Raw genomic sequence first — 20,698 nt, 5'->3', positions numbered from 1 at the left:
CAGGAGGGGAAGCTGGAGCGAGGCCGGCTTCGTCCGCCGGGTCTCGGCATGTTGCTCGCCGAAGCCCGTGGCCTGTTCGAGCTCAATGCGAGCCTCTTGCTGTCGCCGGTCCTGATGCGGGCGCCGAGGGGCGACGGCCATCCGGTGCTGGCGCTGCCAGGCTTTCTCGCCAGCGACCTCTCGATGGCGCCGATGCGCCGCTATCTCAGCGAGCTCGGCTACGAGGCACAGGCCTGGCGGATGGGCCGCAATCTCGGCGGGCTGGAGCGCATGCGGGAAGCCCTGCGCGCCCGTCTTGCCGAGATTCATGCCGTGAGCGGACGCAAGGTCAGCCTGGTCGGGTGGAGTCTCGGCGGCGTCTATGCCCGCGATCTCGCGCTTTGGGCACCCGACATGGTCCGCTACGTCATCACGCTCGGCAGCCCCTTTGCCAACGACGTGCGGGCGACCAACGCCACGCGGCTCTACGAGGCGCTGTCCGGTGAGCGGGTCGAGGATTTTGCGGAAGCGCGCGAGGCAATCGCCGGCGATCTGCCGGTGCCGACAACCTCGATCTATTCGCGTGCCGATGGTGTGGTTAACTGGCGGACCTGTCTGCTCCGCCCCTCCGACCGTGCCGAGAACATCGAGGTGTACCTCGCAAGCCATATCGGGCTCGGGGTGAACCCCGCAGCGCTGTGGGCGGTCGCGGACCGGCTGGCGCAACCGGAAGGGGAATTCTCGCCATTCGACAGGGCGGGGCCGTTTGCCATTGCATATGCCCCGCCGGAACAGGCAGTATCGGCCTGACGAGAAGCGCCGGCCAAGGCGCCCGTCAGATCTTGCGGGAGGGAACTATGGCTGACGGTAAGAAGCTGTCGTCGCTGGACGCGTCGTTTCTCTATCTGGAAACGCCGGAAATGCCGATGCACGTCGGCAGCATGGCGATCTTTCGCCTGCCCGACGACTACAAGGGCGACTTCTTCGAAGACTTCAAGGCGATGATCGTCTCGCGCCTGCATATCGCGCCGATCCTGAAAGCGCGGCTGGAGAAGGCGCCGCTCGACATCGATCATCCCTCCTGGGTCGAGGACGACCAGTTCGACATCGATCGTCACATCTTCCGCGCCAGCCTGCCGCAGCCGCGCGACCGCGCCACGCTCGAGCGCATCGTCGGCTGGATGCATGCCAAGCTCCTGAACCGCGCCCGGCCGCTGTGGGAGTTCTACGTGTTCGAGGGCATGAAGGACAACGAGGTCGGGCTCTATTCCAAGATGCACCATGCCGCGATCGACGGCGGCGCCGGGGCGGCGCTGACCAACATGATCTACGATATCTCGCCGATCCCGCGGAAGGTCGATCCGCCGGCGGCAGGATCCAAGCCGGGCCAGGAGCCGCGCGACATCGCCGCGAACCTCTTGGATTCCTATCAGCAGCTGTTCAGCCAGCCACTCGATGCCTCGGCGGCGGCGAAGAACCTGCAATTGCCGCGCACCGGCAAGAGCGACATGGGCTCGATCCTGTTCGACAATGCGATGTACCAGATCGAGAGCGCCGTGCGCTTCGCCGGTAACATCCCGACCGTGCTCAAGAGCGTGTCCGACGTGCTCGGCAAGGTCGCCGATCCCAAATCGCGCGAGAGCCTCGCCAGCATGGTGTCGCCGCCGACCATGCTCAACAAGACCATTTCCTCCGAGCGCAGCTTCGCCGGCGTGTCGATCCCGCTGTCGCGGGCGAAGGCGCTCGCCAAGCAGGCCGGCGGCAAGCTCAATGACGTCGTGCTGGCGCTCGCCTCGGGTGTGGTCCGCCGCTATCTCCTGCAATACGGCACGCTACCGGCGAAATCGCTGACGGCTGCGGTGCCGATCTCGCTGCGCGAGGAGGGCAACACCGAGGCCAACAACCAGGTGTTCGGCATGATCTGCGCGATCGCGACCAATGTCGCCGATCCCAAGGCGCGGCTCGAGGCCATCATCGCGCAGTCGACCAAATCCAAGGAGATGTCGCACCCCTTGCGCGCTTTGATGCCGCAGGTCTCCAACATCTCGATGCTGGGCGCGCCCATCATGGTGCAGATCCTGGCCTTGCTCTACAGCCGCTCGAACCTCTCGGACGTGCTGCCGCCGGCCGCCAACATCACCGTGTCCAACGTGCCGGGACCGCGGCAGACGCTCTACGCCGCCGGCGCCGAGCTGCTGCACATCTTCCCGGTGTCGATCTCGACGCACGGGCAGGCGCTCAACATCACTGTGCAGAGCTATCGCGACCAGCTCGATTTCGGCTTCATCGTCGGCGCCAACATCATTCCGCATGTGCAGGTGATGTGCGACATGCTGCCGGAGGAGTTTGCCGCACTGGAAGCTGCCTACGTGCCTCCGGCGGCGGACATCAAGGGCGCCGCCGAGTAGGAATGTTGCCATGATCGAAATGCCGCCGCTCAAGTTCGCGACGACGAACGGAATCCGCATGGGCTATTACGAGGCTGGCCCGGCCGACGACAAGCCGCCGGTGGTGCTGTGCCACGGCTGGCCCGAGCTCGCCTTTTCCTGGCGCCATCAGATCAAGGCGCTGAGCGAGGCCGGGATCCGGGTGATCGCCCCGGACCAGCGCGGCTATGGCGCGACCGACCGGCCTGAGCCGATCGAGGATTACGACATGGAGCATCTGACCGGCGATCTCGTCGGTCTGCTCGATCATCTTGGGATCGGCAAGGCGATCTTCGTCGGTCACGACTGGGGCGGCTTCGTCGTCTGGCAGATGCCCTTGCGGCACCCTTCGCGCGTCGCCGGTGTGGTTGGCGTCAACACGCCGCATTGGGATCGCGCGCCGATCGATCCCATTGCGCTGTTCCGCCAGCGCTTCGGCGACCGGATGTACATCGTCCAATTCCAGGATCCCGCGCGCGAGCCGGACAAGATCTTCGGCAGCCGGGTCGAGCAGACCTTTGACGCCTTCATGCGTAAGCCGGCCGCGCGCCCTCCGGGTGCGCCCGAGGAACAGCCGATTGCCGGCATTGGTGCTTCGCCCCGCATCAACCTGGCGTTCCCGCAGATGATCGCGAATTACGACGCCAGACATGATCCGCGCACGCCGATTCTGTCGGCCGACGAGAAGAAGATGTTCGTCGACACCTTCACGAAGACCGGCTTCACCGGCGGCATCAACTGGTACCGCAACTTCACCCGCAATTGGGAGCGGTCGAAGGGCCTGGACCACCACATCCATGTGCCGTCGCTGATGATCATGGCAGAGAACGACGCGGTGCTGCCTCCCTCGGCCGCCGACGGCATGGAGAAGCTGATCGGCGATCTCGAGAAGTATCTGGTGAAGGATAGCGGCCATTGGACGCAGCAGGAGAAGCCGGAAGAGGTCAGCGCCAAGCTGATCGAATGGCGTAGAAGGCGGTTTGGGTGATCGTCATTGAGCTCGTCATTGCGAGGAGCCCGCGACACATTGCGAAGCAATTTGCGCTGGCGACGAAGCAATCCAGACTGCCGCCGCGGATATATTTCTGGATTGCTTCGCTTCGCTCGCAATGACGACATTGAAGCAGGGGGACTACATTTCGATGTCATCCAAGAACCGTCTGGACCCGATCCCGCATCCGCCGACCAAGCCGGTGGTCGGCAACATGTTGTCGCTGGATTCGGTCGCCCCCGTGCAGCACCTGACACGGCTCGCCAAGGAGCTCGGCCCGATCTTCTGGCTCGACATGATGGGCTCGCCGATCGTGGTCGTCTCCGGACATGATCTCGTCGACGAGCTCTCCGACGAGAAGCGCTTCGACAAGACGGTGCGCGGCGCGCTGCGGCGCGTGCGTGCGGTCGGGGGCGATGGCCTGTTCACGGCCGATACCAAAGAACCGAACTGGAGCAAGGCGCACAACATCCTGCTGCAGCCGTTCGGCAACCGCGCCATGCAGTCCTATCACGCAAGCATGGTCGATATCGCCGAGCAGCTCGTCCAGAAATGGGAGCGGCTCAACGCCGACGACGAGATCGACGTCGTTCACGACATGACCGCGCTGACGCTGGACACGATCGGCCTATGCGGCTTCGACTATCGCTTCAATTCGTTCTACCGGCGCGACTACCATCCCTTCGTCGAGTCGCTGGTGCGCTCGCTCGAAACCATCATGATGACCCGCGGCCTGCCGTTCGAGCAGCTCTGGATGCAGAAGCGCCGCAAGACGCTCGCTGAGGACGTCGCCTTCATGAACAAGATGGTCGACGAGATCATCGCCGAGCGACGCAAGAGCGCGGAGGGGATCGACGACAACAAGGACATGCTGGCCGCGATGATGACCGGCGTCGATCGCGCGACCGGCGAGCAGCTCGACGACGTCAACATCCGCTACCAGATCAACACGTTCCTGATCGCGGGCCACGAGACCACCAGCGGCCTTTTGTCCTACACGCTTTATGCGATGCTCAAGCATCCGGAGATCCTCAGGAAGGCCTATGACGAGGTCGATCGCGTCTTCGGACCCGATGTCGATGCGAAGCCCACCTATCAGCAGGTGACGCAGCTCACCTACATCACGCAGATACTGAAAGAAGCGCTGCGGCTGTGGCCGCCCGCGCCGGCCTACGGCATCTCGCCGCTGAACGACGAGACCATCGGCGGCGGCAAGTACAAGCTTCGGAAAGGCACGTTCACCACGATCCTGGTGACCGCACTGCATCGCGATCCCTCCGTCTGGGGACCGAATCCCGATGCCTTCGATCCCGAGAATTTCAGCCGTGAGGCGGAGGCGAAGCGGCCGATCAATGCCTGGAAGCCGTTCGGCAATGGCCAGCGCGCCTGCATCGGACGCGGCTTTGCGATGCACGAGGCCGCGCTCGCCCTCGGCATGATCCTGCAGCGCTTCAAGCTGATCGATCATCAGCGCTACCAGATGCACCTGAAGGAGACGCTGACCATCAAGCCGGAAGGCTTCAAGATCAAGGTGCGCCCGCGCGCCGATCGCGAGCGCGGTGTTTATGGCGGGCCCGTTGCGGCTGCACCCTCAGCGCCAAAGGCGCAGCGCAAGCCCACCACGCGGCCCGGTCACAACACGCCGATGCTGGTGCTTTACGGCTCCAATCTCGGCACCGCCGAGGAGCTCGCGACGCGCATGGCGGACCTTGCCGAGATCAACGGCTTTGCCGTGCATCTCGGACCGCTCGACGATTACGTCGGCAAGCTGCCGCAGGAGGGCGGCGTGCTGATCATCTGCGCCTCCTACAACGGCGCGCCGCCCGACAACGCGACGCAGTTCGTCAAATGGCTTGGCGGCGACTTGCCGAAGGATGCCTTTGCCGGTGTGCGTTATGCCGTGTTCGGTTGCGGCAACAGCGACTGGGCCGCGACCTATCAATCGGTGCCGCGCCTGATCGACGAGCAATTGTCGAAGCATGGCGCGCGCGGGGTCTATCCGCGCGGCGAAGGCGATGCGCGCAGCGATCTCGACGGCCAGTTCCAGAAATGGTTTCCAGCAGCCGCCCAGGTCGCGACCAAGGAATTCGGCATCGACTGGAATTTTACGCGGACCGCGGAGGACGATCCGCTCTATGCGATCGAGCCGGTGGCGGTGACCGCGGTCAATACCATCGTGGCCCAGGGCGGGGCGGTGGCGATGAAGGTGTTCGCCAACGACGAGCTTCAAAACAAGGCTGGGCCCAATCCGTCGGAGCGCTCGACGCGTCATATCGAGGTGCAGCTGCCGTCCAACGTCAGCTACCGCGTCGGCGATCACCTCAGTGTCGTTCCGCGCAACGATCCGACGCTGGTGGATTCGGTGGCCCGCCGTTTCGGTTTCCTGCCAGCCGACCAGATCAGGCTGCAGGTTGCCGAGGGACGCCGCGCGCAATTGCCGGTAGGCGATGCGGTGTCGGTTGGCCGCCTGCTCAGCGAGTTCGTCGAGCTGCAGCAGGTCGCGACGCGCAAGCAGATCCAGATCATGGCGGAGCACACGCGATGCCCTGTCACCAAGCCGAAGCTGCTGGCCTTCGTCGGCGAGGAGACGGAGCCGCTCGAGCGTTATCGCGCCGAGATCCTTGCCAAACGCAAATCGGTGTTCGACCTGCTGCTCGAATATCCCGCCTGCGAGCTGCCGTTCCATGTCTATCTGGAGATGCTCTCGCTGCTGGCGCCGCGCTATTACTCGATCTCGTCCTCGCCGTCGGTCGATCCGTCGCGCTGCAGCGTCACGGTCGGCGTGGTCGAGGGGCCGGCTGCTTCCGGCCGCGGGGTCTACAGGGGCATCTGCTCGAACTATCTCGCCAATCGTCGGGCGGGCGACGCGATCTACGCGACCGTGCGCGAGACCAAGGCCGGGTTCCGACTTCCCGACGATCCGGCGGTGCCGATCATCATGATCGGCCCGGGCACCGGCCTTGCGCCGTTCCGCGGCTTCCTCCAGGAGCGCGCCGCGCGCAAGGCGAAGGGCGCCGCGCTCGGGCCATCGATGCTGTTCTTCGGCTGCCGCCATCCCGATCAGGATTTTCTCTATGCGGAGGAGCTGCAGGCGCTTGCCGCAAGCGGCATCACCGAGCTGTTCACCGCGTTCTCTCGCGCCGACGGACCGAAGACCTATGTGCAGCACGTGCTTGCCGCGCAGAAGGACAAGGTCTGGCCGCTGATCGAGCAGGGCGCGATCATCTATGTCTGCGGCGACGGCGGCAAGATGGAGCCCGACGTGAAGGCGGCCCTCGTTGCGATCCATCGCGAGAAGAGCGGCAGCGACGCGACCGCCAGTGCGCGGTGGATCGACGAGATGGGGACGAGGAACCGCTATGTGCTCGACGTCTGGGCGGGAGGGTAGGCGAGGATCACCCGGGCTACGAATTATTCGTGCTAAACGTCAGGGATGATTCCCTGGGAAAAGCTCGACACCGCAAAAATCCCCGGCTCCGACGAGGAGCTCCGCCTGATGCGGCGGGGTAAGGAGTTTTCCATCAAGCTCGGCACCAACGAGCTGATGAACAATCGCTTGTCCGGCTCGGAGGCCGCGCTGGCGACGCTCGCGGCGAAGCAAATCGAGAAGGTTGCCAAGCCCGTCGTCCTGATCGGCGGCCTCGGCATGGGCTTTACGCTGCGTGCGGCGCTCACTGTGCTTGGGCCCAAGGCGAAGATCGTGGTGTCCGAACTGGTACCGGCGGTGGTGGCCTGGGCGAAAGGTCCGATGGCTGAGGTCTTCGGCGACAGCCTCGACGATGCCAGGGTGAACGTCCGGGAGATCGACGTCGGTGAAATCATCCGCGCGCAGCGGTCGGCCTTCGACGCCATTCTCCTCGACGTCGACAACGGGCCGGAAGGGCTGACCCGCAAGTGCAATGATGCGCTCTACAGTGCGAGCGGGCTCTCGGCGGCGAAGGCGGCGCTGCGGCCGGCCGGCGTGCTCGCGGTCTGGTCGTCGGGACCCAACCCCGCCTTCACCAGGCGTCTCCGTACCGCCGGCTTCGACGTGAATGAAGTCAATGTCCGCGCCACCGGGCGAGGCGGTGGCGCGCGCCACGTGATCTGGATCGCGCGGAAGGCTTAGGCGGCCTGTGCAGCCGCGCCATGCGCGTGCTTGTCGATGGCGCCGATGATCTCGGGCCAGAAGCGCATCGGTAGGGCGTGCCCCATGCCTTCGATCATCAACAATTTTGCGTTCGGGATTGACGCCGCCGTGTCCTTGCCGCCCTCCGGCCGCACCAGCGGATCGGCGGTGCCGTGAATGACCAGTGTCGGTGTCTTCACGGCGTGCAGCCTTTCCTTGCGGCTGCCGGACGCCAGCACGGCGCGGAGCTGTCGGCCGACGCCGGCCGGATTGAGTCCGCGCGCGAACACGCGCTCGGCACGCTCAGGGTCGAGCGCTTCCTCCTCCGGAAAATGTCCGGCGCGGAGGACCTTCCAGGTCTGGCCGTAGCGGACCATGAATTCCTCCTTGCTGCGCGGTGGCGGCGCCATCAGCATCGCGGCAGCCTCGCGCGACGGCGGCGGTATGCGCGGATTGCCTGTCGTCGACATGATCGATGTCAACGAGCGGACCCGGTGCGGAAACGACAGCGCCGCCTCCTGCGCGATCATGCCGCCCATGGACGCCCCGACCAGATGCGCCGATTTGATGCCGAGCGCATCCATCAGCCCGACCGTGTCCTTCGCCATGTCGATCAGTCTGTAGGTCGCGGCGACGGGAATCCTGAGGAAGCGCAGCTTCAGCAGCTCGAGCGGCGTCAGGCGCTTGCCGCCGATGAGATGGCTGGATTTGCCGATATCGCGGTTGTCGAAGCGGATCACGCGGAAACCGCGCGCGGCGAGCTGCTCGCAGAACGCATCGTCCCAGTGGATCATCTGCGCTCCGAGCCCCATGATCAGCAACAGCGGTTCGGCATTGTCGTTGCCAAAAATCTCGTAGCAGATGTCGATGCCGTTGGCGCGGACGGTCTGGGGCGGCTGATGGGTGGTCACGGGTCCCTCCTGCTGATCGATGCTGTATCGCACGGTTTGCCGCAACAAAGAAGCTGTGCGCGACACCGGGCCTCTGCTTCCCGGTTGACCACTCCCCCGCAACGGTGTCGTATGGCGGAAAAGAAAGGGCATCGAAGCTCTCGATTTCAGGAGGACGCCGATGACCGACAAGATCAACGACCCCGTCGCCATGTGGCAGAAGATGGTCGGCGAGATGGAGAAGGGGTTCAACTCTTTCGCCAATCAAGCCATGTCGTCGCCAGAATTTTCACAGGCGATGAACCGTGCGGGCGGTGCTGCTGCAGGTGCTCAGAAGCAGCTCGGCGAGCTCATGGAGAAATACCTCGTCACGATGAACCTGCCGAGCCGGGAGCAGGTCACCGGTCTTGCGGAGCGGCTGCAGTCGATCGAGGCTCAGATCGGCGAGATGAAGTCGATGTTGAGCCAGATGGCGGCGAGTTCCGGCATCACGCAAGGCTTCGATAGCGCGCCGCGGCCGCCGCGCACCAAGCGTCCGCCCTCCGAGAACGGAGAGCCGACATGAATGCGCCGGCGGGACTTGATTTCGCGTCCATCCCGGAACGCATCCAGTCCGAGGTGCAGCGCGCGATCCAGCGCAGCATCAAGGGTGTCGAGTATTTCTCGACCTCGGGACCTTCGCTCGGCTCGACGCCGAAGGACGTGCTGCATTCGCGCGGCACCATGAACCTCTATCACTACCGGCCGATGTCGGACGAGATCTACCGCGTGCCGGTGCTGATCGTGATGGCGACCACCAACCGCGGCTACATCCTCGACCTCGTCCCCGGGCAGAGCTTCATCGAGTTCCTGCTCAAGCGCGGTTATGACGTCTACATGCTCGACTGGAGCGCGCCGCGGCCCGAGGAAAAGAGCCTGCGGATGGAGGACTATGTCCTCGACTTCATCCCGGATTGCGTCCGCCGCGTGCAAGCCGATTCCGGCGAGCAGGACGTCTCCGTCATCGGCTACTGTTTCGGCGGCGTGCTGTCGCTGCTCTACGGCTCGATCCACAAGGACGGGCCGATGAAGAACCTGATCTGCTTCACCACCCCGATCGACTTCCGCGAGATGAAGCTGTTCTCGAACTTTTCCGACCGTCGCTATTTCGACGTCGACCATCTCGTCGACAGCGTCGGCAACGTGCCGCCGGAAATGATCCTGTCCTCGTTCGAGATGCTGCGCCCGGCCTCGCGCACGGTGAGCCAGATCCAGCTTTGGGAGAACATCTGGAACGACGAGTTCGTCAAGTCGTATCGCATGTTCGACCGCTGGGCGACCGACACGCTGCCGCTCGCGGGCGAATATTTCCGCACCATTACCAAGGACCTGATGTGGGACAACAAGCTGTTCAACGACACCATGTCGGTCGGCGGCCGTGCGGCGAAGCTCGAAGACATCAAGGTGCCGATCCTGCATGCGGTCGCCGAGCACGACCACATCGTGCCGTATGAGGCCGCCAAGCACCTGATCGCGAAGATTGGATCTGCGGACAAGGAAGAGGTGATGCTGAAGGGCGGTCACGTCTCGTTGGTCGCGGGCGCCAACGCCGTGAAGCGGCTATGGCCGAAACTGGATTCCTGGCTGGGAAAGAGATCGACATGAGCGAGCAGCGTTCTTATCCGCGTCACGTCAAGACGGACGCCGGCGATATCGAGATTCGCCTGATGGCACCTTCGGACGAGGCCGCAGTGCTCGCCTTCGGCAAGGGCCTGCCGACCCACGATTTGCTGTTCCTGCCTCGCAATATCAGCGAGCCGAAGGTGCTGTCGGCCTGGATCAAGGAGATCGAGCGCGGCGCGATCACGAGCCTGCTCGCGGTCAAGGACGGCAAGGTCGTCGGCTGCGGCACGCTGGTGCGCGATCCCCATTCCTGGTCGCCCCATGTCGGCGAGATCCGCATGGTGGTCTCGCTCGATGTGCGCGGGAAGGGGGTGGGGCGGGCGCTGTCGCAGGAGACCTTTGCGCTCGCGCTCGGGGCGGGCCTGGAAAAGCTCTCGGTTCAGATGACAGTCGACCAGCAGGCGGCGATCACCGTGTTCGAGAGCCTCGGCTTCAAGGCCGAAGCCTTGCTGCGGGACCACGTCCGGGACGTCGACGGCAAGACCCACGACATCGTGGTGCTCGGTCACAACATCGCGCAGGTCCAGGCCCAGATGGAAGCCTACGGGCTGCCGGGCGCGGTGCAGCACTAGAGGCCGCCCCAGAAGGCGGCTCGCGCCGTCGGAGGCCAAGTGGCCAGGGAGGCATCAGGATGCCCCTATTAGGTCGTTCACGATTTCGTGATATCGCGCTGCAATATGTATATTGCATCGCACAATTAACTGTGCCATATAAGTCATGCCCCGGGCCAATGCGGACGGGGTGAGCCCATAGCTCAGACCAATGAGGATGGAGAGAACCCCATGACCGCTGAAACCAACACCGCTTTCGAGGGCTTCAAGGACGCTTTCAAGAACATCCAGAATCTGGAAGTTCCCGAGGCCGCCCGCGAGTTCGTCAAGAAGACCGCCAACACCGCCAAGGACCGTGCTGCCGAGGCTTTCGCAGGCTCGGAGCGCGTGACCGCCGCCGTCGAGAACGCGGTGACCGAATCCGTTGCCGAGGCCGGCAAGATCAGCCGCAACATCCAGCAGGCGATCTACGAGGACGCCGAGGCGTTCTTCTCGAGCATCGACAAGCTGGCGTCCGCCAAGTCGTTCAGCGAGGCCGTCGAGATCCAGTCGGGCCTGCTCCGTTCGCGTGGCGAAGTGTTCGTCTCGCGTGCCAAGGCGACCGCCGACTATTTCGGCAAGCTCGCTGCTAATGGTGCGAAGTCCGCTCAGGACAATTTTGCCAAGGTCTACAACAAGACCGCCTGATCCGGCGCCCTGCGCAGAAACTGGAATTTGAGGCCCGCTTCGGCGGGCCTTTTGTTTTTGGTTTGCGTTCCCCGGATGCAGTGCAGCGCGCCGCCTGGCGATGCGAAGCGTCGTCCAGGTGGCGTGGTGCACTGTTGATCCGGGGCCCACGCTGGGTCCCGGCTCTGCGGCGCATCGCTTCGCGCAGCACCGCGTCCGGGACACGGGAAGATCGACGCGCTAAGTATCTACAATGAACGCACCCGCCACCTTCTTCGACACCCCCGGCGATGCCGACCGCGCGGCCGAACTGCGCCGCGTCAAGGCGCTGGCGACGCTGGTGCTGGCGTCGACGCTTGCGCTCTTCATCGTCGCAAAATGGCTCCTGCCGGTGCATCCCGTCTTTGGCTTCATCGCCGCCTTCGCGGAAGCCGCGACCATCGGCGGCCTCGCCGACTGGTATGCCGTGGTCGCACTGTTCAAGCGGCCGCTGGGCCTGCCGATCCCGCATACCGCGATCATCCAGAGCAATCAGGCCCGCATTGCCGACAAGCTCGGCGAATTCATCCAGGTGCATTTCCTCGAGGCAGGTCCCGTCGAGGCCAAGTTGAACGAGATCGATTTCGGCTCCTTCGTGGCCGACTGGCTGCGCGACCGCAAGCGCAGCGATGATCTTGCGCGCTTCGCGCTGCGGCTGTTGCCCGAGGCCGTCTCGGCGACGGAGAGCTCGGGCCTGATGACCTTCATCATCCGCCGCATGTCATCGCAGGTCCAGGCGATCGATCTTGCGCCGCTTGCCGCCGGCACGCTGCGCGGCTTCGTGGCGGAGGGACGCCACCAGATCCTGTTCGACGATCTCCTGCGCGTGATGCACGAGACGCTGACCCAGAAAGAGACGATGGGGATGATCCGCGAGAAAGTACGCGCGGAGTTGCCGACCCTGCTCCGGCTCTATCGCGCAGACAAGTTTCTGGTGAACAAGATCGTGGCATCGGCGACCGCGTTCTTCAACGAGGTGCGCAGCGATGCCAAGCATCCGTTCCGCGGCGAGTTCGACCGCATGGTGCTGAGCTTCGTCGACCGGCTCGGCACCGATCAGGCCTATATCGACCGCATCGACGGCTTGAAGCGTGACCTGCTGGCGCGGCCCGAGCTCGCGGATCTCGCCCGTACCGTCTGGGCCAACACGCGCTCCTTCATCGAGCGCAGCGCCTCAGGCGAAACTCAGGTGCTGCAGCATCATCTCGCCGGCATGTTCGTCGCGGCAGGCGAAGCGCTCGCGGGCGATGCCGAGCTGCGCGGCGAGATCAACAAGGGCCTGGTGACGGTGCTGCGCAGCTTCGTCGCCGACCAGAAGAGCGGCGTTTCGATCTTCATCTCCGATCAGGTCAAGGCGTGGGATATGGCGCAGCTGATTTCGCTGATCGAAATCAACATCGGGCGCGACCTGCAATACATCCGCTTCAACGGCTCGCTGATCGGCGGCCTCGCCGGGCTCGCGCTCTACTCCGTAGAATTCCTGCTTCGATGGCTGTGACTTTTGCGTCACGGCCGTTAGCATTAACGCGCGGGCCTATTGTCGCCCCGCATCTCTCCCGCTTGAATGTCGGGAACCGGCCGCCTAGCTGATTCATGTTGCGCTGCGGAACGATCAAGAAGCCGGCGTATTGGAATTCATGCCCATTTGCCGGCCATCGCGGCCGGCGTCTTCCCAGGGGAAACATTGATGACCGCTACTGCCCAGACGCTGCGCCCGCCGTCCAGAACTCTGATGTTTCTGGAAGGGCGCGCGATCCACGAGTTCGGCGCATTCCTCGGCGCGCTGCCGCTGCTGAGCCTCGCGCCGCGTGGCGACGGGCATCCGGTTTTGGTCCTGCCGGGCCTGGTGGCGTCCGATGCGTCGACGCGCGCGCTGCGCGGGTTTCTGACCAGCAAGGGCTACGCGGTGAGCGGCTGGCGCCAGGGCCGCAATTACGGCCTGCGCGACGGCGTGCAGCACGCGATGGTCGATCTGGTCCAGGAGCTCAACGAGACCCACGGCCGCAAGATCAGTCTTGTGGGCTGGAGCCTAGGTGGCCTCTATGCACGGCAGCTCGCCAAGATGATGCCCGAGCACGTGCGCCAGGTGATTACGCTCGGCAGCCCCTTCGCCGGCAATCCACGCTCCACCAACGCCTGGCGCGTCTATGAATGGGCGAGCGGTCGGAAGTCTGACGAGGTCGATCCGCAGTTCGGCGGCGAGCTCGCCGTCCCGCCGCCGGTGCCGACCACCGCCATCTTCAGCCGCACCGACGGCGTCTGCGCCTGGCAGGGCTGCATGGAGAAGACGGGAGCGCAGACCGAGAGCATCGAGGTCGAGAGCAGCCATTGCGGCATGGGCCATCATCCCGCCGTGGTCTACGCGGTGGCCGACCGCCTCGCACAGAAGGAAGGCCAGTGGCGTCCGTTCGATCGCAGCGGCTGGCGCAGCCTGGCTTATCCCGATCCGCATCGGTAGTTTCTTCGCCTCTCCCCGCAAGCGGGGAGAAGGAGAAGTAGCGGCGTCGCTCCCGTCCATTGTCGCGCCCGCACCAAACGCGCTATGCCTCGCGCATGGCGCATCCGCTCTCTCGCATCATCGACCAGCTCAAGCGCGAACCGTCGCGCACTGGCTCCATCGTCATCACCGTGTTCGGCGATGCCATCGTGCCGCGCGGCGGCGTGGTGTGGCTCGGCACACTGCTGGAATTCTTCGAGAGTCTGGACATCGACAATGGGGTCGTCCGCACCGCGATGTCGCGGCTTGCGGCAGATGGTTGGCTTACCCGGGAGAAGGTCGGTCGCAACAGTTTCTATCGGCTTGCCGATAAGGGACGCCAGACCTTTGAAGCTGCCACGCGCCACATCTACGATCCGCCGCCGTCTGACTGGACCGGACGCTTCGAGCTGCTCCTGATCGGCAACGGCGAGGATCGTGACGTCTCGCGCGAAGCGCTTCGCAACGCCGGCTTCGGCAGTCCGTTGCCGGGGGTTTGGGTTGCGCCGTCGGGCGTGCCGGTGCCGGAAGAAGCCGCGGGCGCCATCCGTCTCGAGGTCTCGGCGGAGGATGACAGCGGGCGTCGTCTGCTCAGTGCGAGCTGGCCGCTGAATCGCACCGCGGACGCTTATCTGAAATTCATGAAAACGTTCGAGCCGCTGCGCGCCGCGATCGCGCGCGGCACGGCTTTGTCTGAGGCCGACGCCTTCACCGCGCGCATCCTGCTGATCCACTATTATCGCCGTGTCGTGCTGCGCGATCCCTTGCTGCCCGAAAGCTTATTGCCGGCGGACTGGCCGGGCAGGGCGGCCCGCGAGCTTTGCGGTGAGATCTATCGCGCGCTGCTCGCTCCATCCGAGCAATGGCTCGGTGGTCATGGAACCAACGAAAAGGGGCCATTGCCGCCGGCGCGAAAACTCCTGGAACGAAGGTTCGAGGCCTGATCTTTATGTTACAGAAATATCTTGCATGAGCTAATTCTTGTTATATATTGCCTCTCAATTCATCGGGAGGATGCGCATGTATACCCAGGCGCTCAACACGGCCGAGACCGACGACCGCGGTCTGGAAGACGCAGCCAAGGCTGCGCAATTCCAGGCCCGCATCGACGCCGAGGAGCGCATCGAGCCGAACGACTGGATGCCGGCGGCCTATCGCAAGACGCTCACCCGCCAGATCTCCCAGCACGCCCATTCCGAGATCGTGGGCATGCTGCCGGAAGGCAATTGGATCACGCGCGCACCGACGCTGCGCCGCAAGGCCGCGCTGCTCGCCAAGGTGCAGGACGAGTGCGGCCACGGCCTCTATCTCTACGCCGCCGCCGAGACGCTCGGCGCCTCGCGCGAGGAGCTGGTCGACGCGATGCTCGCAGGGAAGGCCAAGTATTCCTCGATCTTCAATTATCCGACGCTGACCTGGGCCGATATCGGCACCATCGGCTGGCTGGTCGACGGCGCCGCGATCATGAACCAGATCCCGCTGTGCCGCTGCTCCTACGGTCCCTATGCGCGCGCGATGATCCGGGTCTGCAAGGAGGAGTCCTTCCACCAGCGCCAGGGCTACGAGATCATGCTGACGCTGTGCCGCGGCTCGGACGAGCAGAAGGCGATGGCGCAGGATGCGCTGAATAGATGGTGGTGGCCGGTGCTGATGATGTTCGGCCCGCCCGATGCCACGAGCCAGCACAGCGACACCTCGACCCGATGGAAGATCAAGCGCTTCTCCAATGACGAGCTGCGCCAGAAGTTCGTCGATGCCACCGTGCCGCAGGCGCAATATCTCGGTCTCACCATTCCCGATCCCGGCATGATTCAGGACGCCGAGGGACACTGGCGCTACAGCGAGATCGACTGGGCCGAATTCAAGCAGGTGCTCGCCGGCAACGGCCCTTGCAATCGCGACCGCATGGCGGCGCGCCGCAAGGCGCATGAAGACGGCGCCTGGGTGCGCGAGGCGGCCGCAGCCTATGCCGCGAAGCGCACGCAGCGTCAGACCGCGCAAGCCGCCGAATAGGGAGATCGAGATGGCCACGCCGAACACGCCGCTGTGGGAAGTCTTCATTCGCAGCCGCAACGGGCTCGCGCACAAGCATGTGGGATCGCTGCATGCGAGCGACGCCACGATGGCGGTGCAGGCCGCCCGCGACATCTACACCCGCCGCGGCGAAGGCCTGTCGATCTGGGTCGTGCCGTCCAGCGCGATCACCGCGAGCGATCCCGCTGAGAAGGCCATGATGTTCGAGCCGGCGGAATCGAAGATCTACCGGCATCCGACGTTTTACGAGGTGCCCGAGGAAGTGGGGCATATGTGATGGCGACCGCCAACATCGAGGTCTCCGAAACGCCTCTGGTGCTGTACGCGCTGCGCCGCGCCGACGATGCGCTGATCCTCGGCCATCGGCTGTCGGAATGGTGCGGGCACGCGCCGATGCTGGAAGAGGATATGGCGCTCTCCAACATCGCGCTCGACCTGATCGGCCAGGCGCGCGAGCTCTACAGCTACGCGGCCAAGGCGGAAGGCGGGGACAACGACGAGGACAAGCTCGCTTACTTGCGTGATGTCAGGCAGTACCGAAACCTGCTGCTGGTCGAGCAGCCCAACGGCGACTTCGCCCAGACCTTGGTGCGGCAGTTTTTCTATTCCGCCTTTGCCGACCTCTACTGGCGCGCGATGATGACCTCGCGCGACACGACGCTGGCCGCGATCGCCGCCAAGTCGGAGAAGGAGAGCGCCTATCATCTGCGCCACGCCTCGGAGTGGCTCATCCGGCTCGGCGACGGCACTGATGAGAGCCATGCCCGCGCGCAAGCCGCGATCGATCACCTCTGGGCCTTCACTGGCGAGATGTTTGCCGTCGATGACGGCGCGCGTGGTCTGATCCATGCCGGCATCGCCGTCGATCCCGGTCCGTTACGCGGCCGCTGGCTGCAGACGATTACCGATGTCGTCAGCGAAGCCACCCTGGTCCTGCCGCAGAACGACTGGATGCAGCAGGGCGGCCGCGCGGGCCGCCACAGCGAGCATCTCGGCCATCTCCTGTCCGAGCTGCAATCGATACAGCGCACCTTTCCGGGGTTGACATGGTGAGCGTGCTGGAGCGCGACAGCGAGCTGCGCCGGCGCGCCTGGGACGCCGCGGCGAGCGTGGTCGATCCGGAGATACCCGTCTTGACCATCGCCGATCTCGGCGTGCTCCGCGATGTCGTCGTCGACGGCGACCATGTCGAGGTTGCGATCACCCCGACCTATTCGGGCTGTCCGGCCATGAATATGATCGCGCTCGAAATCGAGATCGCGCTGGAGCGCGCTGGTTTCCATCATCCGACGGTGCGAACCGTGCTGTCGCCGGCCTGGACCACCGACTGGATGAGCGAGGAGGGGCGCCAAAAGCTGCGCGCCTATGGCATCGCGCCGCCGCAGGCCGCGAGCTCGCGCCGCGCGCTGTTCGGCGCGCAGGCCGTGGCCTGCCCGCAATGCGGCTCGGAAAACACCGAGCTGCTCTCCGAATTCGGCTCGACCTCCTGCAAGGCGCTGTGGCGCTGCAGATCGTGCCGCGAACCTTTTGACTATTTCAAGTGTCATTGAGGCACACAATGCCAACCCCATCGTCATTGCGAGCGCAGCGAAGCAATCCAGTCTGCTTCTGTGGTGACACTCTGGATTGCTTCGTCGCAAGGGGTCCTCGCAATGACGGCGGAGAGACCAATGTAGGATATCTCTGATGTCAGCAGCCGCACCACGCTTCCATCGCCTGGCCGTCCGCGACCTCCGCCGCGAGGCATCCGACGCCGTCTCGATGACCTTCGCCATTCCCGGCGAGCTCGCGCGCGATTACGCCTTCACGCCCGGCCAGTATCTCACGCTCCGCACCACGCTGGACGGAGAGGAGGTGCGCCGCTCTTATTCGATCTGCTCCGGCCCCGACGATGGCGAGATCCGCATCGCCGTGAAGAAGGTCGACGGCGGCGCGTTTTCGAGCTGGGCAGCCGAAGAGCTCAAATGCGGCGACGAGCTCGACGTGATGACGCCGACCGGGCGCTTCGGCGTGGTCCCGCCGGCAGACCGGGCGCGCGTTCATGTCGGCTTCGCCGCAGGCTCCGGCATCACCCCGATCCTGTCGATCATCAAGGCCGTGCTTGCGCGCGAGCCGGACAGCCGCTTCTTCCTGTTCTACGGCAACCGCACCACCGACAACATCATGTTCCTCGAAGCGCTCGAGGAGCTGAAGGACCGCTTCATCGATCGTCTCTCGATCTTCCACGTCATCTCCGGCGAGGAGCAGGACATCCCGATCCTGCATGGCCGGCTCGACGGCGACAAAGCGAGGGTGCTGCTGCGCTCGCTGGTGCCCGCGGCCAGCGTCGATCATCTCTATATTTGCGGGCCGCTTGGCATGAGCGAGGACATCGAGGCAACCTGCCGCGAGCTCGGCATCGTGCAAGACCGCATCCACGTCGAGCGCTTCGTCTCCGAATTCGGCGGCAAGCCGCGGCCGAAGAAAGTGTTTGCGCCCGATGCGCCGCCGAAAGCGATCGCCTCGCTGATCATCGACGGCAAGCGCCGCGACGTGCCGGTGGCCGAGGACGAGGCGATCCTCGATGCCGCGCTGCGCGCCGGCGTCGATCTACCCTTTGCCTGCAAGGGCGGCATGTGCTCGACCTGCCGCGCCAAGCTGGTCGAGGGCGAGGCGCCGATGGATATCAACTATTCGCTGGAGCCGTGGGAGCTGAAGGCGGGCTTCATCCTGACCTGCCAGGCCAAGCCGTCGTCGGAGCGCGTCGTGGTCGATTATGACCATGTCTGAGCAGGCGCATCAGACGCCGGCGATGCAAATGCGTCGCATTATTTGACAGTCTTGGCCAACCAGCAGAACATCATGTGCAAGCATTTGACCGGGAGAGGCGCGTGAACCTCAAAGCCGCTTTGTCGCCTGAGAATGTTGCCCGTGCCTGCGCTGACGCGATGTGGGCGGACGACGATGCCTCCAAGGGGCTCGGCATGGAGATCGTCGAGATCGGCCCGGGCTTCGCGACGCTCGCAATGACGGTGCGGCCGGACATGGTCAACGGCCAGCGCATCGCTCATGGCGGCTTCATCTTCACGCTCGCCGATTCCGCCTTCGCGTTCGCCTGCAACTCGCACAATGATCGCGTCGTTGCGGCGCAGGGACAGATCACCTTCATCAAGCCGGGCAAGCTCGGAGATCGCCTCGTTGCGAAGGCGCGCGAGATCACGCGCGCGGGGCGCTCCGGCATCTATGACGTGCGCGTCACCGTCGGCGACGCAACAATTGCGGAATTCCGCGGACATTCACGGGTCATCCCCGGCACGTGGCTGCCGACCGAAGAACCGTAAAATCAATAACACAATGAAAAGAAAACCGATGATGTGGGGAAACGAAGATGAACCTGACGAGGCTCAAGCAAGGCGGCGGCTATAGCCCCGAGATGGATGCGCATGAGCGTGCCTCGCGCGACGAGATCATGGCGCTGCAGAAGCGGCGGCTGGCCTGGTCGCTGAAGCACGCCTATGACAACGTCGCACATTATCGCAAGGCTTTCGACGCGGCCGGCGTGCATCCGTCCGACTTTCGCGATCTGCCCGATCTCGCGAAGTTTCCGTTCACCGTGAAGACCGATTTGCGCGACAATTATCCCTTCAACATGTTCGCCGTGCCGCGCGAGAAGCTGGTGCGCGTGCACGCCTCCTCCGGCACGACGGGCAAGCCGATCGTCGTTGGGTATACGCAAGCCGATATCGACACCTGGTCCGAGGTGATGGCGCGATCGATCCGTGCCGCCGGCGGCCGCACCGGCATGATCATCCACAATGCCTATGGCTACGGTCTCTTCACCGGTGGGCTCGGCGTGCACTATGGCGCGGAAAAACTCGGCTGTACCGTGGTGCCGATCTCCGGCGGCATGACCGAGCGGCAGGTTCAGCTCATCAACGATTTCCGGCCCGACATCATCACGGTGACGCCGAGCTACATGCTGGCGATCCTCGACGAGTTCAAGCGCCAGAGGCTCGATCCGCGCCTGTGCTCGCTCAAGGTCGGCGTCTTCGGCGCCGAGCCCTGGACCAACGCCATGCGCGGCGAGATCGAGGACGCCTTCGACATGGACGCGACCGACATCTATGGCCTGTCCGAGGTGATCGGCCCCGGCGTCGCGCAGGAATGCATCGAGACCAAGGACGGCCTTCACATCTGGGAGGATCATTTCTACCCCGAGGTGATCGACCCCGAGACCGGTGCGGTGCTGCCGGATGGGGAGAAGGGCGAACTGGTCTTCACCTCGCTGACCAAGGAAGCGTTCCCGGTGATCCGCTATCGCACCCGCGACCTGACGCGGCTTCTTCCCGGCACGGCACGCCCCGGCATGCGTCGCATGGAGAAAGTGACCGGTCGCTCGGACGACATGATCATCCTGCGCGGGGTCAATCTGTTCCCGACCCAGATCGAGGAGGTGCTACTCGCGACCGATTGGTGCGGCGGGCACTTCATCCTGGAACTGACCCGCGAAGGCCGCATGGACGAATTGACCATCATCGCCGAGGCGCGGCCCGAAAGCTGGGACGGCCGGGGCCTCATCGACCACGCCGACCGGATCTCGACCCATATCAAGAACACGATTGGGATTAGCTCCAAGGTGAGGGTGGTCGCGCCCGCCACGCTGGAGCGCTCGCTCGGCAAGGCCAAGCGGCTCTACGACAAGCGGCCCAAAGACTAAGTCTCCCCCCTCATGGTGAGGAGGCGCGTTAGCGCCGTCTCGAATCATGCAGGCCCGGCTCGCGCTGCGGGCCTTCATCCTTCGAGACGCCTGCTTCGCAGGCTCCTCAGGATGAGGAGAGGCGGTTGACTCGACCGGTCCCAAAGGCGACAAGGCCCGCGAGAAATCGCGGGTCTTTTC

The 20,698-nt window shown here is 64.5% G+C and carries 20 protein-coding genes; 19 read left to right on the top strand and 1 reads right to left on the bottom strand.

The features are described from left to right. Positions 1 to 48: 48 nt before the first annotated feature. From UNPA324_RS14025 to UNPA324_RS14005, 5 genes are all read left to right on the top strand, one after another. Positions 49 to 789, top strand: coding sequence for an esterase/lipase family protein (locus tag UNPA324_RS14025; protein ID WP_164935949.1), 741 nt, complete (start codon positions 49 to 51; stop codon positions 787 to 789). Between the two features lie 47 nt (positions 790 to 836). Further along, on the top strand, positions 837 to 2,387 hold the full coding sequence (locus tag UNPA324_RS14020) for a wax ester/triacylglycerol synthase family O-acyltransferase (RefSeq protein WP_141934924.1): 1,551 nt from the start codon (positions 837 to 839) through the stop codon (positions 2,385 to 2,387). Positions 2,388 to 2,397: 10 nt separating this feature from the next. After that, positions 2,398 to 3,393: an alpha/beta fold hydrolase gene (locus UNPA324_RS14015; RefSeq protein ID WP_141934923.1), complete on the top strand. Its 996-nt coding sequence runs from the start codon at positions 2,398 to 2,400 to the stop codon at positions 3,391 to 3,393. A gap of 154 nt (positions 3,394 to 3,547) precedes the next feature. Next, a complete protein-coding gene (locus tag UNPA324_RS14010) occupies positions 3,548 to 6,784 on the top strand; it encodes a bifunctional cytochrome P450/NADPH--P450 reductase (protein ID WP_141934922.1) in 3,237 nt (1,078 codons plus the stop codon). 45 nt (positions 6,785 to 6,829) lie between these two features. Further along, positions 6,830 to 7,504: a spermidine synthase gene (locus UNPA324_RS14005; RefSeq protein ID WP_128916972.1), complete on the top strand. Its 675-nt coding sequence runs from the start codon at positions 6,830 to 6,832 to the stop codon at positions 7,502 to 7,504. On the opposite strand, the gene UNPA324_RS14000 is transcribed toward UNPA324_RS14005, so the two are convergent. Next, the gene (locus tag UNPA324_RS14000) at positions 7,501 to 8,415 is read right to left on the bottom strand and encodes an alpha/beta fold hydrolase (RefSeq protein ID WP_141934921.1); all 915 of its coding nucleotides are present in this window, start codon (positions 8,413 to 8,415) and stop codon (positions 7,501 to 7,503) included. The two genes, UNPA324_RS14005 and UNPA324_RS14000, sit on opposite strands and share 4 nt — an antisense overlap. A gap of 160 nt (positions 8,416 to 8,575) precedes the next feature. On the opposite strand from UNPA324_RS14000, the gene UNPA324_RS13995 reads away from it, so the two are divergent. The 14 genes from UNPA324_RS13995 (at position 8,576) to paaK (ending at position 20,518) form a co-directional block, all read left to right on the top strand. Beyond that, positions 8,576 to 8,959 carry a hypothetical protein gene (locus UNPA324_RS13995; RefSeq protein ID WP_128916974.1) on the top strand — a complete coding sequence of 128 codons (384 nt, stop codon included), beginning with the start codon at positions 8,576 to 8,578 and terminating at the stop codon, positions 8,957 to 8,959. After that, entirely contained in the window at positions 8,956 to 10,038 is a 1,083-nt protein-coding gene (locus tag UNPA324_RS13990) for a PHA/PHB synthase family protein (RefSeq protein ID WP_128916975.1), read from the top strand. The genes UNPA324_RS13995 and UNPA324_RS13990 overlap by 4 nt, the downstream gene beginning before the upstream one ends. Next, positions 10,035 to 10,628 carry a GNAT family N-acetyltransferase gene (locus UNPA324_RS13985; RefSeq protein ID WP_164935918.1) on the top strand — a complete coding sequence of 198 codons (594 nt, stop codon included), beginning with the start codon at positions 10,035 to 10,037 and terminating at the stop codon, positions 10,626 to 10,628. Before UNPA324_RS13990 ends, UNPA324_RS13985 begins: the two co-directional genes overlap by 4 nt. A 210-nt stretch (positions 10,629 to 10,838) precedes the next feature. After that, positions 10,839 to 11,294 carry a phasin gene (locus tag UNPA324_RS13980; protein WP_128916977.1) on the top strand — a complete coding sequence of 152 codons (456 nt, stop codon included), beginning with the start codon at positions 10,839 to 10,841 and terminating at the stop codon, positions 11,292 to 11,294. Between the two features lie 232 nt (positions 11,295 to 11,526). Continuing rightward, complete coding sequence (locus tag UNPA324_RS13975) at positions 11,527 to 12,810, top strand: DUF445 domain-containing protein (protein ID WP_141934919.1); 1,284 nt, start codon at positions 11,527 to 11,529, stop codon at positions 12,808 to 12,810. Between the two features lie 189 nt (positions 12,811 to 12,999). Further along, a complete protein-coding gene (locus UNPA324_RS13970) occupies positions 13,000 to 13,770 on the top strand; it encodes an esterase/lipase family protein (protein WP_128916979.1) in 771 nt (256 codons plus the stop codon). A 95-nt stretch (positions 13,771 to 13,865) separates the two neighbouring features. Then, entirely contained in the window at positions 13,866 to 14,732 is an 867-nt protein-coding gene (gene paaX, locus UNPA324_RS13965; RefSeq protein WP_141934918.1) for a phenylacetic acid degradation operon negative regulatory protein PaaX, read from the top strand. Between the two features lie 76 nt (positions 14,733 to 14,808). After that, complete coding sequence (gene paaA, locus UNPA324_RS13960) at positions 14,809 to 15,801, top strand: 1,2-phenylacetyl-CoA epoxidase subunit PaaA (protein ID WP_164935919.1); 993 nt, start codon at positions 14,809 to 14,811, stop codon at positions 15,799 to 15,801. A gap of 10 nt (positions 15,802 to 15,811) precedes the next feature. Continuing rightward, positions 15,812 to 16,099 carry a 1,2-phenylacetyl-CoA epoxidase subunit PaaB gene (gene paaB, locus UNPA324_RS13955; RefSeq protein ID WP_128916982.1) on the top strand — a complete coding sequence of 96 codons (288 nt, stop codon included), beginning with the start codon at positions 15,812 to 15,814 and terminating at the stop codon, positions 16,097 to 16,099. Beyond that, positions 16,099 to 16,875, top strand: a complete 777-nt coding sequence (paaC, locus tag UNPA324_RS13950; protein ID WP_164935920.1) for a 1,2-phenylacetyl-CoA epoxidase subunit PaaC — start codon at positions 16,099 to 16,101, stop codon at positions 16,873 to 16,875. The genes paaB and paaC overlap by 1 nt, the downstream gene beginning before the upstream one ends. After that, positions 16,869 to 17,372 carry a 1,2-phenylacetyl-CoA epoxidase subunit PaaD gene (gene paaD / locus UNPA324_RS13945; protein ID WP_128916984.1) on the top strand — a complete coding sequence of 168 codons (504 nt, stop codon included), beginning with the start codon at positions 16,869 to 16,871 and terminating at the stop codon, positions 17,370 to 17,372. The genes paaC and paaD overlap by 7 nt, the downstream gene beginning before the upstream one ends. 136 nt (positions 17,373 to 17,508) lie before the next feature. After that, on the top strand, positions 17,509 to 18,591 hold the full coding sequence (gene paaE, locus UNPA324_RS13940) for a 1,2-phenylacetyl-CoA epoxidase subunit PaaE (protein WP_128916985.1): 1,083 nt from the start codon (positions 17,509 to 17,511) through the stop codon (positions 18,589 to 18,591). Positions 18,592 to 18,692: 101 nt separating this feature from the next. Beyond that, positions 18,693 to 19,142, top strand: a complete 450-nt coding sequence (paaI, locus tag UNPA324_RS13935) for a hydroxyphenylacetyl-CoA thioesterase PaaI (protein WP_181769392.1) — start codon at positions 18,693 to 18,695, stop codon at positions 19,140 to 19,142. A 47-nt stretch (positions 19,143 to 19,189) separates the two neighbouring features. Further along, the gene (gene paaK, locus UNPA324_RS13930; RefSeq protein ID WP_141934916.1) at positions 19,190 to 20,518 is read left to right on the top strand and encodes a phenylacetate--CoA ligase PaaK; all 1,329 of its coding nucleotides are present in this window, start codon (positions 19,190 to 19,192) and stop codon (positions 20,516 to 20,518) included. Positions 20,519 to 20,698 lie beyond the last annotated feature (180 nt).

It is taken from the genome of Bradyrhizobium sp. UNPA324 (assembly GCF_006658635.1).
Taxonomy (GTDB): domain Bacteria; phylum Pseudomonadota; class Alphaproteobacteria; order Rhizobiales; family Xanthobacteraceae; genus Bradyrhizobium; species Bradyrhizobium nanningense.
The sequence above is the reverse complement of the archived record's forward strand: the minus strand, read 5'-3'. Positions and strand labels throughout refer to the sequence as shown.